The sequence below is a fragment of the Bradyrhizobium sp. cir1 genome (assembly GCF_014198245.1).
GTDB lineage: Bacteria > Pseudomonadota > Alphaproteobacteria > Rhizobiales > Xanthobacteraceae > Bradyrhizobium.
In genome coordinates, this window is sequence record NZ_JACIHE010000014.1 from 164,685 (window position 1) to 182,578 (window position 17,894).

The window sequence follows — 17,894 nt, forward strand, 5'->3', positions numbered from 1 at the left end:
GCGGCGCCAAATCTGCAAAAAAGTGCCGACGGGAGGACGCAAAAATGAAAGTTCAGGTCTGTATCATCGGCGGTGGGCCGTCCGGGCTGCTGCTGTCTCAGCTTCTGCACCTGAAGGGTATCGACACGATCGTGCTGGAGAAATACAGCCGCGACCACGTGCTGGCCCGGATCCGCGCCGGCGTGCTCGAGCACGGTTTTGCGAAACTGATGCGCGAGGCGCAATGCGGCGAGCGGATGGACCGCGAGGGCGAGATCCATAACGGGTTCGAGATTGCCCATGACGGCATGCTGTCCCATATCGACCTGCACAAGCATTCCGGCGGCAATTCTGTGCTGGTCTACGGCCAGACCGAACTTACGCGCGATCTCTACGAGGCGCGGGACCGCTTTGGCGGCAAGGTCGTGCACAATGCCGAGGATGTGACGCCGCACCAGCTGACCTCGGACCGGCCCTACGTGACGTACCGTTCGAACGGCGAGACCGTCCGCGTCGATTGCGACTACGTCGTCGGCGCCGACGGCTTCCACGGCGTCAGCCGCAAGTCGATCCCGAAGGATGTCCTGCGCGAATACGAGAAGGTCTATCCGTTCGGATGGTTAGGCGTGCTGTCGCGCACGAAGCCGGTGTCGCCCGAACTGATCTATGTGAAGCACGAGCGCGGCTTTGCGCTCTGCTCCCTGCGCTCGCAGGTATTGAGCCGTTACTACATCCAGGTGCCGCTGACCGACAAGGTGGAGGACTGGAGCGACGATGCGTTCTGGGCCGAGCTGAAGCGCCGCCTGCCGGAGGAGGTCGCCGGCCGCCTGATCACGGGGCCGTCGATCGAGAAGAGCATCGCACCACTGCGCAGCTTCGTCGCCGAACCGATGAGCTATGGCCGCCTGTTCCTCGCCGGAGATGCTGCCCACATCGTGCCGCCGACCGGGGCGCGCGGACTGAACAGCGCAGCCTCCGACATCTACTACCTCTACCACGCCATGCTCGCGCACTATCAGCGCGGTGACGATTCCGGCCTCAAAGGCTACTCCGCCAAGGCACTGGCGCGGATCTGGAAGGCGCAGCGTTTCTCCTGGTGGATGACGATGATGCTGCATCGTTTCCCCGACCGGATCGACTATGAGGATCGGCTGCAACAAACGGAGCTGGACTATCTGCTCTCGTCGGAAACGGCGCAGCGCCTGCTTGCGGAGAATTATGTGGGCCTGCCGTTTTAGCGCGGCCTCTCTTACCCTCCCCCTCCAGGGGAGGGTAAGAGGCCACTACTTCCCCTCCAACGTATTGACCGGCGTCCAATCCGGCAGCGGCGGATTTGCGGTGAGTGCTTTTGCGCGCTTCGCGAACAAAGCCGACGCCGGATCGCTCTTGGCCACCTGCCCGAACGCATCGGCCGCTTTCGCAAACTCCCTTACCCGCCAGCAGGCCAAGCCCTCTGCATACGCGGCCGCCACCTTCGCCTGCTCCGCGCTCTCCGCGCCTCTCTCCGCCAGCGGCTCGAACACTTTGATCGCCTCGCCGCGGCCCATCACCCTGATTGCGTCCAGCTCGCGCCAGGCGAAAGTGTCGCCGGTCTGCGCGACAGTCGCTTCCGACGCCATGATGGCGGTGCCGTAATATTTGTTGGCGCCTTCGAGCCGCGAGGCGACGTTCACGGTGTCGCTCATCACGGTGTAGTTGAAACGGCGGCGGGAGCCGATATTGCCGACCACGGCTTCGCCGCTGTTGAGCCCGATGCGGTGCGACAGGCCGTGGCCGGCGAAGGCGGGATTGCCGGCATTGAGCTCCGCCAACCTCTGGTGACATTTCAGCGCTGCGCGGACGGCGTTGCGCGCGTGGGCAGGATCGTCGGCGGGTGCGCCGAACATGGCGACGATGGAATCGCCGATATATTTGTCGACATAGCCGCCATGGCCCTCGATGATGTCGGTCATGGCGGAGAGATATTCGTTCATCAGCGTGACCAGCTCGCCCGGCGTCATCGTCTCTGCGATTGAGGAAAAGCCGCTGAGGTCGGAGAAGAACATGGTGACGTTGCGCATCTCGCCGCCGAGCGCCGGCATCTTGCCGGAGGTGACCATGGTCTCGATCACCTCGGGCGCGAGATAGAGGGCAAAGCTCTTGCGCAGGAAACGCTCGTCGCGATCGGCCAGCACGAAGCGATAGCCGATCATCATTGCGAGGGCTGCCAGACCGGCAAGCACGGGTTCGGTCAGGGGAAGCGCGATGGCATGCGCGAATGCGCTGACGGCGACAATGGCGTAGGCGATGGTGAGCGAAAGCCAGGTGATCGCTGCACCGGTCGGAGCAAGCAGACAGGCGGCACCAGCAACGATAGCGGCGAACAGAATTGTGAGGGTCGGTCGCCACGGAGAGCCGAGCTCGGTGACGGCATCATGCTCGAGCAGATTCCGCACGACTGTGGCGTGGACGAAGACGCCGGCGACCGCGCTACGGGCTTGTTGCGCGGTGCTCGCAGGCGCGGGCAGGGCGCATCGTGGCCCGGGTGTTCCATCATATCCGGCAGCCAGGCGCATTGAGGTGAGCTTGCGATCGTCGAAGGTGAGGATGCTGCCGAGCAGCACGATCTTGCCGTCGAAGGCGCGGCGGAAGAAGTCGGTATCTCCCTTCTCGACACAGGCACGCAAGTCCGCGAAGGAATAGGTAGGGACGTCGCGGCCCATGCCGCGGAAATTGAGCGTGAGCGTGTTGGGGACCGCGCTCGGGATCGCATAGCCGAATAAGTTCGTCACGCCGGCCGGCCCGGTCTCAGGCTTCGCACCGAGCGCGCGCGCGGCGAGTTCGACGGCCATTGCAGGCACCGGCTGACCCGCGATGGAAAAGCTCAGTGGCATCCGCCGGATCACGTCGTCACGGTCGGTATGGACGTTGAGCGCGCGGATGTTGTTCTTAACTGCCAGTTGCTGCGCGCGATCCGGCCTGTCCGGATGGTCGTTGCTGAGAATCTCGCCGAGCACGAGTTTGCCGCTGTCGGAGAGTCGCCTGAGCGCAATCAGATAGTCCCGGTCGAAGCCCCTCACGCGGCTGCCGAACGACGCGTCGCCAAAGGGAATCTCGGACTGCTCGATCGAGCTCGGAAAGATGACGTCGAAGCCGATCACCTTGGCGCCCCCCTCGGTGATGCTGCCGAGCACGCGGCCGATCTCGCGCGTCCAGGTCTGCGTCGGCGATCCCTTGAAGGGCGGGGTTTGATAGGTCTCTCCGTCGATCGCCACCACGACGATCGGCGACGTCGCGGGATCGCGGCGGTCGCCAAGGATCTTGGCGCGCAGCGCCGTGAGGATGTCGAGCGAGAGACCTTGCAGCGTCTGAAGCGGCGGTGACGTGAAGACCGCGCCCGCGAGGAGCGCGATCAGGATCGCCGCAACGATGTCCCGCCTGCCGATCCGCCGCATCGCGCCTTCGCGGAGCCGCCTATTCGAGCCGAAGCAGGCGGCCGACGATCGGCGTCGGCGATGACGTGGCGCTGGCATCGACCTGGAAGGCGAAGCGCTTGGCGCCGAGGATGGCGAGATAGCTGCCGCCCGGCGTCAGCGACTTCCCGGCCTTGGCGAAGTCATAGAACTTGCCGCCGATCATGACCTCGTTCTTCAGCAGCACGGTGATGGTGGGCTCCTTGCCGTCGGTGCGCTCGATCACCAGCGTGCTGCCGCTCTTGGCCTGCACCAGCGGGGCTATGCCGTAGAGCGTCGGCAGCTTGGCCGGGGCGCCCTTGGCATCCGAGCGCATCGTGCGGAAGGTGGTCGCGGCGCTCTGGTTGGCCTCGCGCTCGGACAGTTTTGCCGCATTGGTGTCGCAGGGCACCTTTTCCCGCTTGACCTCGCCGAGCTGCACCGTGCTCTGCTCGGTGCCGACCAGCACGACGCCTTCGCTGATGGTCTCGCGCTGGCACGACTTCAGATAGCTGAGCGTGATGCTTGCCTTCGGGCCGAGTTTGATGATCTTGCCCGGCGCCACGTAGTCCATGAACGCGATGCCGTCGACCTTGCCCTGGACGTCCTCGACGATTGCGGCCGGGGTCTCCGCCAAGGCGGGAGTCGCAACACAGAACGCGCCGACAACGGCGCCGATCAGGCTTTTCATGGGAATTCTCATCCAATTCGACCGATATATTGCCGGTCCCCGTCCGATGCTTAGCAGCGGCGCGCCCAGGCAAGTGTGACCAGAATCACTCTTTATTCTTGGTGCCACTTTAGCAGGAACAGGTTCAACCCGGCGACCGGAGAAAACAGAGCTGCGGCAAGCTGTTGCCCGAATGGATAATGTCACGCGGCCGGCGCTGCCTCGGGTGAACGGTCCTCGGCCGGACGGCTTTCCACCGCACTCTCTATATAAGGAGCGAGCGTCGCCTCGGCCTTGTGAAACGGCGTCGCCTGCTGTCCGGCGGCGATCGCCACGACCTCCTCCCAGCGTGACAGAAAGGCTTCGACGCAGGCCGGGTCGAACTGCCGTCCCTGGTTTTCGATGAGGTAATCGCGCGCCATCTCGAGCGGCATCGGCTCCTTATACGGCCGCCGCGTCGTCAGGGCGTCGAACACGTCGGCGATCGCGACCACGCGCGCGGCAACGGGGATCTCGTCCGTCTTGAGGCCGTTCGGATAGCCCATGCCGTCCCAGCGCTCGTGATGACCTGCGGCAATTTGTGCGCCGAGCTGGATCAGCTCGCAGCTGGAGTCCGCCAGGATCCGTTCGCCGATCCTGGCATGGGTGCGGATCACCGCCATCTCCTCGTCAGTCAGCTTGCCGGGCTTGAGCAGAATGTTGTCGGGAATGGCGACCTTGCCGACGTCGTGCAGGGGTGCGGCGAGATAGATGTCGCGGCAGAGCCGGGCCGGCAGGCCGAGCTGCTCGGCGATGATGCGGCTGTAGCGGGCGACCCGCAGCGTGTGCTCGCCGGTGTCGTTGTCGCGGTATTCGACCGCGAGCGCGAGCCGCAGGATGATCTCCTCCTCGCGCTCGCCGAGCTTTCGTGTCGCCGCCGCGACTTCGCTGGCCAGATGTGCGGCGCGGTCGTTGAGCTTGCGCACGGCTGCACCAAGCTGAATCAAATTCCGCAGGCGCACCGTCATCTCGACGCTCTGCGGCGCCTTGGGCAGGAAATCGGTTGCACCAGCCTGCAGCGCTTCCATCTTCACGTCGTCGGTCTGCCGCGACGTGATCATCGCGATCGGGATGTCGGTGCAGCCGGGAAGGGTGCGGAGCGTGCGGATGAAGCTGATGCCGTCCATGTGCGGCATCTCGTAATCGACCAGCACGAGGTCGAACGTGCGCTCCCGCGCGCACATCAACGCGTCCACGGGATCGAGGAAAGTGGTGGCCTCGACCAGACCTTCGGCCTCGATGTGCCGTTTCAGGAAGTTGAGGACGGAGCGGCTGTCATCAACCAGAAGCGCTTGGGTCAGCATCGGCGGCCGGGGCTGTTCGGATGGCGAGGCATGACCTCAACAACTAGCCTTTGCGATTTAACGCGAAGCAAACGATTCACCGGCGGCAAGCTGCCTCATGACTGCGCGCGGCGCATGCGATTTGAGCGGGCCATGCACGTCTGCATGCGTACGCGAAGTTTTTCGAATTGTGACCCGTAGTTGTACGGAGTCCTCCGTTAGGGGTTTGCTCATTCGATTCGCGTCAAACGTGTATCGGAATTTTGCAAAGGCGGGGACAGCGATGGCGCTCAATCCGACGGAGCCGAAGTGGTCGTTGCGGTTGCCCGCCGATTGCAGCATTGCGGCCATTCGTAGCGTCTACGACCTCATTCGCGAGGCCTTCGGCCGCCAGGAGCGGCTCGAGATCGATTGCTCCAGCGTCGACAAGGCTGACGTGACCTCGATCCAGCTTCTGCTGTCGACCGCCAGGACGGGCGAGGCCCAGGGCCGCCCGGTGGTGCTCACCTCATTCTCCCAGTCTCTGCGCAACACCCTTCGCCGCGCCGGCTTCGCCAGCGAGGCGATGATCGATCAGCATTTCCCGCAAAAGAAAGATGGCACCTAATGGCCACGATTCTCACGGTCGACGATTCCCCCAGCATTCGCCAAATGATCAAGGTCGTGCTCGAGCCGGCCGGTCACAGCGTGATCGAGGCCGGTGACGGCGCGCAAGGACTCGCCAAGGCCCAGGCCGGCAAGCTCGACCTCGTCATCACCGATCTCAACATGCCCGTCATGAACGGGCTGGACCTGATCCGGGCGCTGCGCAAGCTGCCGAGCGCGGTCGGCATGCCCATCGTGTTCCTGACCACCGAATCCAACGATGCGGTGAAGCAGGAAGCCAAGAGCGCCGGCGCCACCGGCTGGATCACCAAGCCGTTCAAGCCCGAGCAGTTGCTCGCCGTCGTCGGCAAGCTGGTGCGCGCATGAGCGCGATGGACCCGACCGAGGTCTTTCGTCAGGAAGCCAGCGAGCTGTTCGAGGTCCTGGAAGGGGCCCTGCTCGATCTCGGCCAGCGTCCCGACGACCGCGAACTGGTCGATTCCGCCTTCCGCGCCCTGCATACGATCAAGGGTTCGGGCGCCATGTTCGGCTTCGACAAGGTCGCCTCCTTCACCCACGAATTCGAGACCGCGTTCGATCGCGTCCGCAAGGGCGAGATCAAGCCGACGCAAGAGCTGATCTCCGTCGCGCTCGCCGCCAAGGACTACATCCGCGCGCTGATCGAGGATCCCCAGTCGACCGACGATATCATCGGCGAAGCCATCCTCGACGACCTCAGGCGCTTCGTGTCGGCGGATCAGCCCGCAGCTCCGGTCGTCGCAATCGCGCAAGCGCCGCCGCTGTCGCCAGCTGAGAGCAGACAGGCCGGCTGGCACCTTTATCTGGAATTCGAATCGCACATCCTGCGCAACGGCTCGAACCCGCTCGACCTGCTGGAAGATCTCTGCAAGCTCGGCCCCTGCTTCGTCGTACCGGTCACTGACGGCATCCCGTTCCTCGACGAGATGGAGCCGGAAGACTGCTATCTGAAGTGGGACGTCAAGCTGCACGCGGCCTGCGACAAGGATGCGATCGATGACGTCTTCATGTTCGTCCAGGACGAGATGAAGCTGACGCTGTTGCCGCTCGCGCATGTCGAAGCGCCTGCGCCGATGCCGCTGTTCCAACTCCTCGACGAGGAGCCGGCGCCGGTGGCCGAGATGGCAGCGCCGGTGGTCGAGGTTGCTGCCGCCGCGCAGCCTGTCGCGAAGGCAGAGCCGAAATCCGACTCCAAGCCGGAGCCGAAGCCCGAGGCCAAGCGCGAAGAGCGCGGCATCGCCACCGTCCGCGTCCAGGCCGAGCGTCTCGACGAGCTGATGGACCGGGTCGGCGAGCTCGTCATTGCCCAGGCACGGCTCAGCCAGCTCGCCGCCTCCGGCTCCGATCTCTCGATCAAGATGATCGCCGAGGAGATCGAGCGCCTCGCGTCCTCCTTGCGCGACACCACGATGGGCGCCCGCATGGTGCCGATCGGCTCGCTGTTCGGCCGCTTCCGCCGCCTGGTGCATGATTTGTCGCGCGATCTGTCGAAGCCGGTCGAATTCGTCACCTCGGGCGAAGACACCGAGCTCGACAAGACCATGATCGAGTGCTTGGCCGATCCGCTGGTGCATCTGATCCGCAACGCCATCGACCACGGCATCGAGGACACTGCAACGCGCGCCGCCAACGGCAAGACCGAGCAGGGCCGGATCGAGCTCGCCGCCGTTCATTCCGGCGCGCAGGTGCTCGTCACCGTGAAGGATAATGGCGGTGGCCTCAACACTGCGCGCATTCGTGCCAAGGCGGAAGAGCAGGGGCTGATCGCCGCCGGCGCCGTGCTCACCGACCACGAAATCCACCAGTTCCTGTTCCACCCGGGCTTCTCGACCGCGCAGACCATCTCGGCGCTGTCGGGCCGGGGCGTCGGCATGGACGTCGTCAAGCGTACCATCGAGAACATGCGCGGCACGATCGACCTGTCGACGCGGCCGGGCCAGGGCACCACCGTGACGCTGCGCCTGCCGCTGACGCTCGCGATCATCGAGGGCCTCCTGATCCGCGTCGGCGAGGGCCGCTACATCATTCCGCTGTCGGCGGTGGAGGAATGCGTCGAGCTGACGGCCGAGGATGAGCGCTCGCGCGCTCGCAACTTCCTCAACGTGCGCGGCAACCTCGTGCCGTTCCTGCGCCTGCGCGAGCTTCTGACGGCCTCCGGTTCGCCCGACAAGCACCAGAAGACGATCATCATCTCGACCGGCGAGACCCGCGTCGGCCTCGTCGCCGATCAGATCATCGGTAACCACCAGACCGTGATCAAGTCGCTCTCCAAGCTGCATTCCGACGTCACGATCTTCTCCGGCGCGACGATCCTCGGTGACGGCACGGCGGCGCTGATCCTCGACGTCGCCCAGCTCGTCACGCTGGCGCAGTCGAAGGTCGAGAAGCAGCACATCAGCGAGGCGGCGTGATGAACGAGGGTTTGGCCGGAGAGCATCAGACGGGCGCGATGCAGGTCGTGATGATCGGGCTCGGCGAGGAGAAGTTCGCACTCGATGCCGGCCTCGTGCGCGAGATCATCGATCCCGTCCCCGTGACCAGGGTCGCCGGCGCCCGCGCCTTCGTTCCCAGCGTGATCAACGTGCGCGGCAACGTCATCCCGCTCGCAGATCTGCGCATTCGCTTCGGCATGCCGCAGCTCGACAATTCGGCCGACACGCGCATCGTCGTCATTGAACTCGATCTCGAGGGCGAGCCGGTGCTGGTCGGGGTCACCGCGGACAAGGTCTATGAGGTCACGGAGATATCGCAGACCGACGTGCAGCAGACGCCGCGCGTCGGCATGCACTGGAAGCCGGAATTCATCCGCTTCATCGCGAAGTGGCGTGAAGAGTTCGTCATCGTTCCCAATATGGAACGCATCCTGAATTGAAATGAGGTCTCGCGCGAGACTGGGGTAGGGGCTGCAGATGAGATTTACGGTCAAGGCGAAACTTGCCAGCGCGTTCGGCGTGGTCCTGCTGCTCTCGATGGCGGCGGGCGGCCTCGCTTATGTGAAGCTGAGCGAGATGATCGACACCGCCGACAGCCTGGTGTCGCGTGCCGGCCGGATGGAACGTGCGGCGGAAATCGAGAGGGGCATCCTGCTCCAGGTTCGCGCGGAGAAAAACCTGCTTCTCGCGCCCGAGAGTGAATCGGAACGCTTCCTCGCCGAGATCGCCAAGCAGCGCGAGACGCTTCTGAAGCTGAAGGAAGAGATCCACGCTGCGGCCTCGGTCGAAGGCAAGAAGCTGCTCGACAATTTCGGCGCCGCCTACGCGCAGATGAACGCAGTTCAGGACGACGCCCTCAAGACCGCCCGGACCGACAAGACGAAGGCGGCCGAGCGTTCCATGACCGAGGTCCGCAAGGCGGTCGGCGACGCCATGGAGGCGGCCAACGCCTACGTCATGAACGCCAAGAAGAATATGGCCAATCAGGTGGCCCAGGCTCACGAGGACGGCAACCGGGCTCACGTGATGCTCGTTTCGTTCGTGCTGGCATCGCTCGCGATCGGTCTCGTCGCTGCGATCTGGATTTCGCTCAGCATCGCGCGTGGCCTCGGCCGTGCGGTCGGGCTCGCCGGCGCGGTGGCGAACGGCGATCTCAGTCAGACCATCAACGTTTCCAGCAATGACGAGATCGGTGACCTCGTCAAGTCGCTGAACCTGATGGTCGAAAAGCTTCGGCAGGTCGTCGAGGAAGCGCTCACCGCGGCCAGCAACGTCTCCGCCGGCAGCCAGGAATTGTCCGCCAGCGCCGAGCAGCTCTCGCAAGGCGCGACCGAGCAGGCTTCGTCCGCGGAAGAGGCCTCGTCCTCGATGGAGGAGATGGCCTCGAACGTGAAGCAGAACGCAGACAACGCCAACCAGACCGAGAAGATCGCGGCTCAGTCGGCCAAGGATGCCGAGGCCAGCGGCGTGGCCGTCGGCCGCGCCGTCGAGGCGATGCAGACCATCGCCGAGAAGATCACCATCGTGCAGGAAATCGCCCGCCAGACCGACCTGCTCGCGCTCAACGCGGCGGTCGAGGCCGCGCGCGCCGGCGAGCACGGCAAGGGCTTTGCGGTGGTCGCGTCCGAAGTGCGCAAGCTCGCCGAGCGCAGCCAGGCGGCGGCGGCTGACATCGGCACGCTGTCGACGGAGAGCGTGAAGGTCGCGCAGGAAGCCGGTCACATGTTGTCCAAGCTCGTGCCCGACATCAAGAAGACCGCCGCGCTGGTCCAGGAGATCACCGCGGCCTGCCGCGAGCAGGACGTCGGCTCGGCACAGATCAATCAGGCCATCCAGCAGCTCGACAAGGTCGGCCAGCAGAACGCCAGCGCCTCCGAGCAGGTGTCCTCGACCTCGGAGGAGCTCGCCTCGCAGGCCGAGCAGCTCCAGTCGACCATCTCGTTCTTCCGCATCGAGCGTGCCGGACGCAGCGAGAGCGCCGCTCCCGCACCGATCGATCGTGCCGTCACCCAGCTGCGCGCCAAGGCGGCGCACATGGCGGCAGTGGATCGCAATCCGAAAAAGCCGGCGCCTGTCCGCAAACCGGCACGTGCGATGAAGGTCGCGGGCGGCGGCGGTTTCGCCTTCGACATGAATGACGGCGAAGACGATCGCGACGCCGAGTTCCAACGCTGATCAACCGGTCCGGCTTCGCGCCGGACCGTGCTCGTTTCCAAACCCTGGGATTCCTGGACTGCATCATGGCCGCAACCTCGCAATATCTGACGCTCGGGCTCGCCGGCGAGACGTTCGGCATCAGCATCCGCAATGTCCGTGAGATCCTCGACATGCGGCCGATCTCACGGCTGCCGCATGCACCGAACTTCCTGCTCGGCATGATCGACGTGCGCGGCAGCGGCTATCCGATCGTCGACCTCCGGACCAAGCTCGGCCTGCCCAGCATCGCTGTGACCGAGGCCACCCGCATCATCATCCTCGACGTGCCGATGAAGGACCGGCTTGTCGGCGTCGGTTTCGTTGCCGACTGCGTGTTCGAGGTCACCGACATCGACGAGCAGGCGATCGAGCCGATCCCCGAGGTCGGCGGGACGTGGCAGTCCGACTACGCCGTCGGCATTGGCCGCAAGGGTGAAAAGTTTGTCGTCATTTTCGATCTCGCCAAGCTGATGGCGAATGACAGGATTCCGGATAGGCGCGATGCCGGCGCCGATGCGCCTCGCGCCGCCTGAGTTTGCAAGGGTGAAGCGTGGTCAAGCGTAAGCACCTCAATTCGAACCAACGAGCCTAACAATGAGATTCACCGTCAAAGCCAAGCTTGCCAGCGCCTTCGGCGTCGTCATCCTGCTCTCCATGATCGCCGGCGCGGTCGGATACATGAAGCTGGCCGACATGGTCGGCACCACCGAGGTTCTCGTCGCCCGTGCGGGCCGCATGGAGAAGGCCGCCGAACTCAAGGAAGGCGTCCTGTTCCTGGTGCGCGCCGAGAAGAACTCGATCCTGGCGGCGTCCGACGCTGAGTATGACCAGTTCGTCGCCGATCTCGCCAAGAACCGCGAAGCGATCGCCAAGTCCAAGGACGAGATCTACGCAGCGGCAAGCGAAGGCGGCAAGAAGCTGATGGAAGGCTTCAATGCGGCGCTCGCCAAGCTGAACACCTATCAGGACGAGACGGTCAGGCTCGCGAAGACGGACAAGCCGAAGGCGCTGGACCGGTCCATGCGCGACGGCCGCAAGGTTGTCGCTGACGTGCTGGATGCGGCCGACGCCTACATCAAGAACGTCAAGAAGAACATGGCCGAGCAGGCCGAACAGGCCAAGCAGGACGGCTCACGTGCAGAGCTGCTGCTCATGAGCCTGGTGATCGCCTCGCTGCTGATCGCTGCCGTCGCCGCGACCTGGATTGCGATGAACATCAGCCGGGCGCTGGCCCAGGCCGTCGGCCTCGCCGACGCGGTCGCGATCGGCGATCTCAGCCGCAAGATCGAATCCTCGAGCAATGACGAGATCGGCGACCTCATCAAGTCGCTGAATGCGATGACGGTGAACCTGAATGCCACCGCGGCCCTCGCCAACGAGATCGCGCAGGGCAATCTCATGGTCGAAGCCAAGCCGCTGTCGGACAAGGACACGCTCGGCCTCGCGCTCGAGCGCATGGTGGAGAAGCTTCGTCAGATCGTGTCGGAAGCCCTGACCGCGGCGCAGAACGTCTCCGCCGGCAGCCAGGAGCTCTCGGCCAGCGCCGAGCAGCTCTCGCAGGGCGCGACCGAGCAGGCCTCGTCCGCCGAGGAAGCCTCGTCCTCGATGGAGGAGATGGCCTCGAACGTGAAGCAGAACGCCGACAACGCCAACCAGACCGAGAAGATCGCCGCACAGTCCGCCAAGGACGCCGAGGCCAGCGGCGCAGCCGTCGGTCGCGCGGTCAACGCGATGCAGACCATCGCCGAGAAGATCACGATCGTGCAGGAAATCGCGCGCCAGACCGATCTGCTCGCGCTCAACGCGGCGGTCGAGGCCGCGCGCGCCGGCGAGCACGGCAAGGGCTTTGCGGTCGTCGCTTCCGAAGTGCGCAAGCTTGCCGAGCGCAGCCAGGCGGCCGCGGCCGAGATCGGCACGCTCTCGGCCGACACCGTCAAGGTGGCGCAGGAGGCCGGCGCCATGCTTGCCAAGCTCGTTCCTGATATCAAGAAGACCGCGGAACTGGTCGAGGAAATCACGGCGGCCTGCCGCGAGCAGGACGTCGGCTCGGCGCAGATCAACCAGGCGATCCAGCAGCTCGACAAGGTCGGCCAGCAGAACGCCAGCGCCTCCGAGCAGGTCTCCTCGACTTCGGAGGAGCTTGCCTCCCAGGCCGAGCAGCTCCAGTCGACCATTGCCTATTTCCGCATCGAGCAGGGTGGAAAGGGCCAGGCGGCGCCGATCGACCGCGCGGTGAGCCAGTTGCGTGCCAAGGCGGCGACCATGGCGGCCGCCGAGCGTCCGGCCAAGAAGCCGATGGCCAGGCCCGCGCGCGCCGTGAAGGCTGCCGGCGGCGGCTTTGCATTCGACATGAATGACGGCGAGGACGACCGCGATGCCGAGTTCCAGCGCTGAGTTTCTCTGAGGGATCGGCCCTCCATTGGGGGGCCGATCTGTCTTCAGTGATTGCCTAAACGTGTAGGATTCAAGATGGCCCGTTCGGCCCGACATTCAGTGCAGGCGGCCATCCTGGACCGGGGCATGCGGCCATGATGCCCGCCGTGCAGGATACGGCCGTGCATCTGTCGGACCGGCACTTCCGGACCATCGCCGAATTGATCGAGGGCCAGGTCGGCATCAAGCTGCCGAAGGGCAAGCGGCTGATGCTGGAAGGGCGGCTGCACAAGCGCGTGCGCGCGCTGAACTTCTCCGACCTCAACGAATATGTCGACAACCTGTTCGAGGCCGACCATTTCGACACCGAGCTCACCCATCTGATCGATGTGGTGACGACCAACAAGACCGACTTCTTCCGCGAGCCCCAGCACTTCACCTTCATGCGGGACGTCGCCGTTCCCGCTTTGCTCAAATCGCACGGCCGCAGGAACGCGAACCTGAAGATCTGGAGCTCGGCGAGCTCCACCGGCATGGAAGCCTACACGACCGCGATGGTGCTGGACGACATGACACGGAACGGCTCGCGCTTCCAGTATCGCATCCTCGGGACCGATATTTCGACGGCCGTGCTGCGCCTCGCCAAGACCGCGATCTACACCCGCGACGTGCTTGCGCCGGTGCCTGAGAACTTCGTGAAGCGGTATTTCCTGTCATCGCGGGACAAGTTGCGCGGCGAGGTGCGGGTGGTGCCGGAGCTGCGGCGTATGACGCATTTCATGCGGATGAACCTCATGGATGCGTCGTATCCCGTCGATCGCGACGTCGATATCATCTTCTGCCGCAACGTCCTGATCTATTTCGAGCGCGAGACGCAGCGCAAGGTGATCGAGCAATTGTGCAACCATTTGCGGCCCGGCGGCTATCTGCTGGTCGGACATTCGGAATCGATGATTCACAGTGCAGTGCCGGGCTTGAAGCAAGTTCAGCCAACCATTTTCCAGGTCTAGCCGGAGCGCAACCAGAATGCCGAGGGAGAAAGTTCGCGTGCTGATCGTGGACGATTCGGCGTCGGTGCGCCAAATCCTTCAGACGATCCTTGGTGAGGACCCTGATATCGAGGTGATGGCGACCGCCTCCGATCCCTTCGTCGCGGCCCGCCGCCTCGAGAAGGAGCTGCCCAACGTCATCATCCTCGATCTCGAAATGCCGCGCATGGACGGCATGACGTTCCTGCGCAAGATCATGGCGCAACGTCCGATTCCGGTGATCATCTGCTCCTCGCTCACCGAAGAGGGCTCCAACGTGATGTTCGAGGCGTTCGAGGCGGGCGCGGTCGACATCGTGCCGAAGCCGAAGATCGACACGCGGCAGGCGCTGCTCGAATGCTCCACCCGGCTGCGCGAGGCCGTGAAGTCGGCGGCGCGTGCGCGGGTCCGTCCGCGCTCGCAGCGCCGGGTGATCGAGAAGAAGCTGACGGCCGACGCCATCATCCCGCCGCCAGTGCAGGGCAAGGCCCGGCCGACGACGGAACGCATCGTGTGCATCGGCGCCTCGACGGGCGGCACCGAAGCGCTCAACGACGTCCTCGAGATGCTGCCGCCGCATTGCCCGCCCATCGTCATCGTCCAGCATATGCCGGCGGGCTTTACCGCGGCGTTTGCCAGACGCCTCGACAGCGTCTGCCAGATCCGGGTCAAGGAAGCCGAGGACGGCGAGCCGGTGCTGCCGGGCTGTGCCTATATCGCGCCCGGCGCCCGTCACATGCTGCTCCAGCGCATCGGCCTGCGCTACCAGATCGCGATCAAGGACGGCCCGCCGGTGTCGCGGCATCGTCCCTCCGTCGACGTGCTGTTCCGCTCGGCGGCCCAGCATGCCGGCGCCAATGCGCTCGGCGTCATCATGACCGGCATGGGCGATGACGGCGCGCGCGGCATGCTGGAGATGCGCAAGCTCGGTGCCTCGACACGGGCACAGGACGAAGAGAGCTGCGTGGTGTTCGGCATGCCCAAGGAAGCCATCGCGCATGGCGGCGTCGAGAAGGTCGTGTCGCTGCACAATATCCCGCGCGAGATCATGCTCTGGTACCAGGCCGGGCATGCCGCGATGGCAGGTTGACCGCAATGTCCGCCATTCCACCCAGCACGCTCACGGAGGCGATCGCCGCGATCGAGGACGTCTCGTCGGGCATCGAGGACGTCTTCGCGCGGGTCGGCCGCGAGCTCGGCCGCGGCCACATCATCTTCAAGGAGCTGAATCAGGGCCTCGCGACGCTCTCCGGGGAACTCTCGGGCGCCGAGATCGAGGGCGCCGCGACCGCGTTGCAGGAGATCTCCGCCCGGCTCAGCGAGCTGGCGCAGGCGCTGCCGGCCGAGAGCGCCCTGCTTGCGACGATCGGCGCAAGCACGGCGGAGGCGTCCTCGCTGCTCAAGCTGTTGTTCAAGCACATCCAGATGATCACCATCATCGCGCGCAGCGCGCGGATCGAGGCGGCCTCGCTCGAGGGCGACCGCGAGGGCTTTCTCGCCTTCACGCAGGAAGCCTACGATCTCGGCAAGGCCGTACAGCGCTCGCTCGAGGAGTGCGGGCGAGACCAGCAACGCCTGTCGGAAGCCGTCGCCACCGCCTCCGCCCGGCAGAAGGAGTTCGAGAGCCGCTACCGCAATCAGCTGGTATCGGAGAGCGCCGAGCTCGGCGCGGCGTATAGCGGGTTACGCGACCAGCGTAGCAAGAGCGGCCATCTGGCCGGCCTCGCTGGCACCAGCACCAGGAAGATCGCCGAGGCGGTCGGCAGCGCGATCATCTCGCTGCAGGCCGGCGACAGCACGCGCCAGCGCCTCGAGCACGTCTGTCACGGCCTCGGCCTGGCGTCCGGGTCCTCTCCCAGCCTCGTTCCCGAACCGGTTGCGAGCGACGACGGCGCGCGCGCCATCTGCCAGTTGCAGGCGGCCCTGCTCAGGGACGCCCAGCGCGAGTTCGGCGGCGATATCGGACAGATCGTCCGTGCGCTGACGGCCATCCTGCACGATGCGGGCAGCGTCGTCGGCCATGGCCGCACGCTGTTCGGCGGTGGGGACGGCGGCTCGTCGTCGTTCCTGGCACGCATCAAGCAGACGCTGGCGCATGCCTCGACGTTGATTTCCACTTGCGAGGGCGCCGGCCGTTCGGTCGATGACGCGCTTGCGATCGTCGAGGACACGCTGGCGAAGTTTCGCCAGGCGATATCGGGCCTTGCCGAGGCCACCGTCGACATCACTTTGATCGGGATGAATGCGGGGCTCAAGGCCGGCCATCTCGGCAGCCGCGGCAGCGCCTTCGTCGTGATCGCCAACGAGCTCAAGGCGACCGCGGACCAGGTGTCGGCGGGGGCGGGGCGGTTGAGACCCGTGCTCGACGGTATCGAGCGTTCGGCCAGGGAGCTGAAGGAGCTGCGCGTGCAGGGCAATCCCACGCAGCTTGCCAAGCTCGAGCCGCAGATCCTCCAGGCGCTGCGCGAGGTCGAGGCGGGCAATGAACGGCTCGACAAGCTGATGAGCCGGCTCGTCGACGAAGGCGCCGAATTCGAAGGCCTGATGAATTCGGCGCAAGGCCTGATGACCACGCTTGGCGGAGGCTCCGCAGCCTTGCCTGCTGTCGCGGCGCGCCTCGAGACCGCGAGCGCGGGCGCGCAGCGGCCGCAGCCGCAAGCGTCGGAAGAGGCTCTGCTCGACGAGCTCTTCGCGCGCTACACCATGGAGCGCGAGCGGGATGTCCACCGCGAATTCTTGCAGACGCTCGGGCTTGCATCGAGCGCCGCCACGCGGCGCGTCGAGGCGGTCGAGGCCGCCGATGACGGCATAGAGTTGTTTTGACGTCGGCGCCCGCGTCGCCTCGCGCTTCGGCCGCAATTCGATGGATCGGGTTTTCGGGGCGTTAACCCTGCCGACAGCGCCGGCAGGTTGGCCATTGTCGCGCCCCAGAGTTGGTCGCAAATAGCGCATCAACTTCGCGTCGAGAAATTTCGTATGTTGAGAGACGGCAAATACGCCGCCTGGTTCAGGACCGCGCGTGGCCAGGGCACTGGCGTGGTGGATCTCGCCGAGGGCCGGATTTCGGGCAGCGACAGCTTCTTCACCTATGGCGGCTCGTATCGTGTCGATGAGAAGCGCTTCTCGGCGGTCTTGACCGTGAACCGCCACTCCGATGGTCCGCCGAATGTATTCGGGCCGGACCAGGTCGAGGTCGATCTCTCGGGTGTGTGCAACGGCCTCGTGGCGACCTGCACGGGAAGGGCCAGGGAAGCACCCGAGGTGAAGTTCGAGGCGACGCTGATCTACAGCCAGGAGGATGCGCCGGCCTCCGAAGCCCGTTGCGCGGTGGTGAAGCTCAATGCCGACAAGCTGCCGAAGGGCCTCGACAACCGTACCCGGCCGCGCCCCGTGTTCACGCCGACCAAGACTCCCCTGTCCTGAGGTGCCGGCGTCTTAGCTTTGCATTGACGCTGTTGCCGCGAAAACATCGCGAGACCGTACTGCAGCAACTCTGCTTTTAGAGGTGACGTCTAGGTTGAGGCCCATAACAAAAGGCGGACAGGGACATGCCTCAGATTTGGATGACATATGACGAACTCGCGACACTCACCGGCTGCAGCGCTGCCGAGGCACGGCTGCAGGCGCTGCATCTGTCGCTCGACCGCCGCAAGAGCCGCGACGGAAACACCCGCGTCAAGCTGAACGCCGCATTGATGGGCAGGTTCTTCGAGACCATTCGAGAGGCCGACTTTGCGCTCGACGATGCGATCGCGGCGCTGCGCGAGACCCATCGGCAGATGTCCGGCGTTATCGCGACCGAGCTGGAGAGCAGGCGCGGAGTGGCGTAACTCCGCCGC

At 65.1% G+C, this 17,894-nt stretch carries 16 protein-coding genes; 13 read left to right on the forward strand and 3 right to left on the reverse strand.

The window, feature by feature from the left end; all coding sequences use genetic code 11:
• Positions 1-44: 44 nt before the first annotated feature.
• Positions 45-1,217: a 4-hydroxybenzoate 3-monooxygenase gene (pobA, locus tag GGD63_RS25935; RefSeq protein WP_183245987.1), complete on the forward strand. Its 1,173-nt coding sequence runs from the start codon at positions 45-47 to the stop codon at positions 1,215-1,217.
• 45 nt (positions 1,218-1,262) lie between these two features.
• On the opposite strand, the gene GGD63_RS25940 is transcribed toward pobA, so the two are convergent.
• The 3 genes from GGD63_RS25940 to GGD63_RS25950 all read right to left on the reverse strand — a co-directional run bounded on the left by GGD63_RS25940 (position 1,263) and on the right by GGD63_RS25950 (position 5,423).
• Positions 1,263-3,413 (reverse strand): adenylate/guanylate cyclase domain-containing protein, encoded by a 2,151-nt coding sequence (locus GGD63_RS25940; protein WP_183245988.1) that lies wholly within the window; start codon positions 3,411-3,413, stop codon positions 1,263-1,265.
• A gap of 19 nt (positions 3,414-3,432) precedes the next feature.
• Positions 3,433-4,101, reverse strand: a complete 669-nt coding sequence (locus GGD63_RS25945; RefSeq protein WP_183245989.1) for a hypothetical protein — start codon at positions 4,099-4,101, stop codon at positions 3,433-3,435.
• A 182-nt stretch (positions 4,102-4,283) separates the two neighbouring features.
• The gene (locus tag GGD63_RS25950; RefSeq protein WP_183245990.1) at positions 4,284-5,423 is read right to left on the reverse strand and encodes an HD domain-containing phosphohydrolase; all 1,140 of its coding nucleotides are present in this window, start codon (positions 5,421-5,423) and stop codon (positions 4,284-4,286) included.
• 262 nt (positions 5,424-5,685) lie between these two features.
• On the opposite strand from GGD63_RS25950, the gene GGD63_RS25955 reads away from it, so the two are divergent.
• The 12 genes from GGD63_RS25955 (at position 5,686) to GGD63_RS26010 (ending at position 17,885) form a co-directional block, all read left to right on the forward strand.
• Positions 5,686-6,009, forward strand: a complete 324-nt coding sequence (locus GGD63_RS25955; protein WP_157330153.1) for a lipid asymmetry maintenance protein MlaB — start codon at positions 5,686-5,688, stop codon at positions 6,007-6,009.
• Entirely contained in the window at positions 6,009-6,374 is a 366-nt protein-coding gene (locus GGD63_RS25960; RefSeq protein WP_183245991.1) for a response regulator, read from the forward strand. The genes GGD63_RS25955 and GGD63_RS25960 overlap by 1 nt, the downstream gene beginning before the upstream one ends.
• Positions 6,371-8,437 carry a chemotaxis protein CheA gene (locus GGD63_RS25965; RefSeq protein ID WP_183245992.1) on the forward strand — a complete coding sequence of 689 codons (2,067 nt, stop codon included), beginning with the start codon at positions 6,371-6,373 and terminating at the stop codon, positions 8,435-8,437. Before GGD63_RS25960 ends, GGD63_RS25965 begins: the two co-directional genes overlap by 4 nt.
• Entirely contained in the window at positions 8,437-8,898 is a 462-nt protein-coding gene (locus GGD63_RS25970) for a chemotaxis protein CheW (protein WP_183245993.1), read from the forward strand. The genes GGD63_RS25965 and GGD63_RS25970 overlap by 1 nt, the downstream gene beginning before the upstream one ends.
• Before the next feature lie 37 nt (positions 8,899-8,935).
• Entirely contained in the window at positions 8,936-10,633 is a 1,698-nt protein-coding gene (locus tag GGD63_RS25975) for a methyl-accepting chemotaxis protein (protein WP_183245994.1), read from the forward strand.
• Positions 10,634-10,698: 65 nt separating this feature from the next.
• On the forward strand, positions 10,699-11,187 hold the full coding sequence (locus tag GGD63_RS25980) for a chemotaxis protein CheW (RefSeq protein WP_183245995.1): 489 nt from the start codon (positions 10,699-10,701) through the stop codon (positions 11,185-11,187).
• A 61-nt stretch (positions 11,188-11,248) separates the two neighbouring features.
• Complete coding sequence (locus tag GGD63_RS25985; RefSeq protein WP_183245996.1) at positions 11,249-13,048, forward strand: methyl-accepting chemotaxis protein; 1,800 nt, start codon at positions 11,249-11,251, stop codon at positions 13,046-13,048.
• 134 nt (positions 13,049-13,182) lie between these two features.
• Complete coding sequence (locus GGD63_RS25990) at positions 13,183-14,037, forward strand: protein-glutamate O-methyltransferase CheR (RefSeq protein WP_183245997.1); 855 nt, start codon at positions 13,183-13,185, stop codon at positions 14,035-14,037.
• 16 nt (positions 14,038-14,053) lie between these two features.
• The gene (locus tag GGD63_RS25995) at positions 14,054-15,145 is read left to right on the forward strand and encodes a chemotaxis response regulator protein-glutamate methylesterase (RefSeq protein WP_183245998.1); all 1,092 of its coding nucleotides are present in this window, start codon (positions 14,054-14,056) and stop codon (positions 15,143-15,145) included.
• A gap of 5 nt (positions 15,146-15,150) precedes the next feature.
• Positions 15,151-16,878 (forward strand): chemotaxis protein, encoded by a 1,728-nt coding sequence (locus GGD63_RS26000; protein WP_183245999.1) that lies wholly within the window; start codon positions 15,151-15,153, stop codon positions 16,876-16,878.
• A gap of 153 nt (positions 16,879-17,031) precedes the next feature.
• Entirely contained in the window at positions 17,032-17,478 is a 447-nt protein-coding gene (locus tag GGD63_RS26005) for a hypothetical protein (protein WP_183246000.1), read from the forward strand.
• A 125-nt stretch (positions 17,479-17,603) separates the two neighbouring features.
• The gene (locus GGD63_RS26010) at positions 17,604-17,885 is read left to right on the forward strand and encodes a hypothetical protein (protein ID WP_183246001.1); all 282 of its coding nucleotides are present in this window, start codon (positions 17,604-17,606) and stop codon (positions 17,883-17,885) included.
• Positions 17,886-17,894 lie beyond the last annotated feature (9 nt).